This window comes from Armatimonas sp., from assembly GCF_964826245.1.
Genome location: NZ_CBAYMC010000323.1, coordinates 1 through 4,055 on the forward strand (window position 1 = coordinate 1; position 4,055 = coordinate 4,055).

5 protein-coding genes are annotated in these 4,055 nt (G+C 55.9%); all 5 read right to left on the reverse strand.

Annotated elements, in window-relative coordinates; genetic code table 11:
• Window positions 1–233 (reverse strand): hypothetical protein (locus tag AC1XOS_RS20640; RefSeq protein ID WP_481964097.1); only part of this gene is annotated, 233 nt, incomplete at its 3' end.
• 524 nt (window positions 234–757) lie between these two features.
• Window positions 758–1,213 (reverse strand): BTAD domain-containing putative transcriptional regulator, encoded by a 456-nt coding sequence (locus tag AC1XOS_RS20645; protein WP_481964098.1) that lies wholly within the window; start codon window positions 1,211–1,213, stop codon window positions 758–760.
• Window positions 1,214–1,473: 260 nt separating this feature from the next.
• On the reverse strand, window positions 1,474–2,409 hold the full coding sequence (locus tag AC1XOS_RS20650; protein ID WP_481964099.1) for an aldo/keto reductase: 936 nt from the start codon (window positions 2,407–2,409) through the stop codon (window positions 1,474–1,476).
• Window positions 2,410–2,660: 251 nt separating this feature from the next.
• A complete protein-coding gene (locus AC1XOS_RS20655) occupies window positions 2,661–3,458 on the reverse strand; it encodes an SDR family NAD(P)-dependent oxidoreductase (RefSeq protein ID WP_481964100.1) in 798 nt (265 codons plus the stop codon).
• A 54-nt stretch (window positions 3,459–3,512) separates the two neighbouring features.
• Window positions 3,513–4,055: zinc-binding dehydrogenase (locus AC1XOS_RS20660; protein ID WP_481964101.1), on the reverse strand; the 543-nt coding region annotated here is incomplete at its 5' end.

A 4,055-nucleotide genomic window follows, 5' to 3' on the forward strand; every position in this document is an offset into this window, starting at 1 on the left:
TTGATCTGAGGCCGTAGGTGACTGTCATCTTTGTCAAGGTGGATTTCCCATTGCTCATGAAGACTATATGCTGCTCCCTGAAACTGGGCAGCTTCTTCATATCGCTCCTCAAACAGAGCATACTTATAGTAACAAAAAAGAAAACAGACAATAAAAAATTTATGATTGACATGACATGCGAGAGAAAAACCTTCTTCGATTAGAGAAAGAGATTCTTCTGTTCTCTCTATCAAGGGAAGAATATATGATCGCGCATATAATAGTAAAAAATACGGAAATTTTGATTATTATGACGGCAATAGATCGTTAATTATTCTAAATAAATAAATTAGTGATTGTTCGAAAAAATAGTATTATATTTGCTTCGTATTTCTGCATTAATCCTATTTGAGTGTAAATATTTGACAATGAATGATAATTTAGTGCTAGTCATTCTATATTTCCCGTGATAGGGATATGATTAATTTTTCGAGCTTCTTGGAAGTAAGGCTCTGCCTCGTCATGCCGATGTTCATAGCAGAACTGCAATCCGAGATTATGGAGTGATGCTGCAAGCTGACGCTGGAGAAATTGGAGAGTCGCTTCACTTTTTTGCCCTGACTCTTGGTACTGTGCCCACTGCCGGGAACGGTAGGAATATTCGAGCTGTCTGAAGCGGAGAGCGAGATCATGCCCAGCCTGCCAGGTATGTAGATTTCCTAAAACTCTGTGTAGTTGTGCAAGTATCTCCTCATTCATTCCACTCCGGTTCGCTATCTCAAGTGCCTGGTAAAGGCACTGAGTGCTTCGGGGCCGCCAGTGGCAACGAGCTGCTCGAAGTTATCCAGCACCAGCAGCGTATCCGTCGTATCTTTCCCGTACCACCCGGCCCTAGAAGCGTCACGAGGCGGTGCTCCATGAGAAGAAATGCCAAGTGATCGCGCTCGGCGCGTCTGCCAAAGAAAGCGTTGGTGGGATGCAGCGAGACCGCAGGAACTACTGTTGCAAGGGGAAGAGCGGCCTCGGTGGGGTGTGTGCCCTCCAGCTCAGTGAGACGCTCACGTGCGCTTTGTGCTAGCATGGAGAGCCTCTCTCGCTCGGTGAGGAGCACATCTAGGTAGAAACCCGACGCAAACTCGCCTTTGTAGAGCGCCAGTGCGGTGCGCAGGTGCTGGGCACGGGCAACCGGCTCGGTGGCGACAGCGGCACTGCGGAGGCTCTGCTCCCGGCGCAACCCCGACAGGCTCTAGCTGTTTTCGGAGGGCGGCGAGAGCCTGCTTGAAGCGGTTGCGGGCGTTGTCGAAGTCTACTTCTGGCCAGATGAGATCAATGACTTCCTCACGGGGCCGGGTGCGTCCCGGTGAGAGAGCGAGTAGCGCCAGTAGAGCACCGGGTTTCTTGCCCACGAGATCCTCAAGCTGGCGCGAGTTGCTACGCACACTCACGCCCCCCAGGAGCTCGAAGAACCAGCTCTCTTTGGTCGTGACGCTGACGTTAATGAAACTTTCCACTGGGCCAGGTGAGGCGCTGGACGGGGGCAAGGATCGCTTGAATCGCATTAATGGCCTGAGGATCGGGGAGAGTTCCCACAACGGCGCTATTTTGCCGGACTTGTGCCTCATTTGTCATCCCGACCAGCGTGGTGGCGACGGGCGCATTTTGCAGTGTCCAAGCCACGGCCAGCTCTGCCAGCGAGAAGCCGTTCTCTTTGCACCAAGCCAGCGCGTCTAGGCAAGCAAGCCGAAGCACTTCGGGAGCGGGATGCCAGGGCTGTGGCCCGGTATCTGAAAATAGCCCCATCGCCAGCGGCGAGGCCCCGATCACTCCGACCGATTTTTCGTCTAAGTACGGGATTAAATCCCAGAGACTATTGTCATTGAGTGATGTATGGCAGTAGCTTAAAATAACATCTAATGGTGTCTGATCCAATACTTTGGGATAGATCGCCAGCGGCAGGCCACTCACACCCACAAAGCGCACTTTTCCCGCCGCGACGCACTCACGAAGCGTTGGCAGCGTCTCGTCGAGAATCTGAGAAAAATCTTCTGCGAACTCAATATCATGGCAGAGCGCGATATCGAGCTGATCGGTCTTGAGGCGGCAGAGGCTGTTGTCTATGCTCTGGCGGACGCGGGCGGCGGAGAAGTCGAACTCGCCGCTGGGTTTCTCCGTGCTGGGGTAGCGGCCTAGCTTGGTGCAGAGGACATAGCTCTCTCTCGCCACGCCGACCAGCGCCTCGCCTAGAACCTCTTCTGATGCCTGGTACCAGGGGCTGGTGTCGAAGAAATTGATCCCTAAATCCAGTGCCACCCGAACAGCCTGCGTCGCCTCGGCTTGTGTCACTTGGCCATATGGCCCCCCAAGTGGCGCAGCCCCAAAGCCCAGCGCCGAAACTGAGAGGCCCGTCTTTCCCAGTGTGTTGTATTGCATAGGAGAACTTTCTACGCAGGAAGGCACAATCCCTGCGAAGAACATTGTCTTGTTCGATTGGGGATGGCCTGAGCGGGGCGATTCAGATCTCTAAAAGTCCCAAGGATGGATTTTCGGGATTCTACAATGTCGCCTGGAAGTAGGCAGAAGATCGGGTTGCGCCAGGCTGGTAGCGAGAGAAAAATCCCACCGTCGGGCGCAACACGGATCGTGAACTAAGTGGTAGCGACCCCTGCTGGGCCGTGAAGTCGTTAAGCCGCAAAGAGCTGGAGACCGCCGTCCACGCGGAGCACTTGCCCAGAGATAAAGCGCGCTGCCGGGGAGCACAAAAAGATCACCCCATCGGCGACTTCTTCGGGGAGCCCGTAGCGATCCAGCGTCCCCTCAGTGATGGTCATGGCCGGGTCTAAAGGACGGGTGGCATCGAAGCGCGCGGTTCGGGTGGGGCCAGGGCTGATGGCATTTACCCGGACATTGTGGGGTCGGAGCTGGTAGGCCAGGCAGCGCGTGTACTCCACAATCCCCGCTTTTGCCACGGCATAGATCACCCCGTCGTCGCGGCCCACATGGGCCGCGATTGAGGCGATATTGACAATCGCGCCGCTCTTGCACTCAGCCATTTTATTGCCCACTGCCTGGCACAGCAGAATCGTCCCGACTAAGTTGCGACTCAGCATCGCCTGAATATCATCCAGCTTCACTCCAAGAGCATCGTTGGGCTTAGGCTTGCCACCCGCCGCTGCGATATCGCCGCCCGCCGCGTTGACCAGAATCTCAATCGGGCCGAGCTTGTCCTCGATCTCGCGGATAAAGCGTGTCACATCAGCCGGGTTGGAGACATCGCCGATCACCCCCAGCTTTGCGCCCGCCGCTACTGCCGACGCGTCTAAGTCCGCGTGCTCGCCAAACTCTGCGGGGGCCTCGCGAGAGATGTCGTGAATCGCCACTATTGCTCCCTGTGCGGCTAGTTGAGTCGCCATCGTGTGGCCGAGACCACGCCCGGAGCCGGTTACCAGTGCAACTTTGCCCGTTAAATCATTTGTTTCCATACCAGCCGTTTCGCGCTTGGTGAGGCGTTTTCCTGCCTGTGATGCTGGGAAAGTCTACGGGGTGATGCAGATCTTGAGAGCTTCGCCGGACTCCATCAGTGGGAAGGCATCATGGAGCTTCTCTAGGGGGAGGCGGTGGGTGATAAGCTTCTCGGCGGGAAAGCGGCCTGAGTGCAGGAGCGCAAACGCCGCCTGAAAGTCACTTTTCTTCTCAGAGTAGCTGCCGGTAATCTCCAGCTCTTTGTAGTGAATGTGGTTGACATTGAGCGCGGCAGTGGGGGCCGTTTTGGGAAGCTCGGCAAAGAAGCTCACGCGCCCCGCTTTGGCGGCAATATCGAGGGCATCGTTCTGTGCGACACTGCTGCTGGTGGCCACAATCACCACATCGGCTCCGTGGCCCTCGGTGAGGCGGCGTAGCTCCTCACGGTGGGACGCAGTGCTTTCTGAGAGAATTGCGCCGTCTATGTTGAAGCGCTCTGCCAGCTCCAGACGCACTGGGTTCGTGTCCACCACAAAGACTTTTCGGGCACCCTGCAGGCGTGCGAGGCAGGCGTGCATGAGCCCCAGCGGCCCCGCCCCGATCACCACAACCGTGTC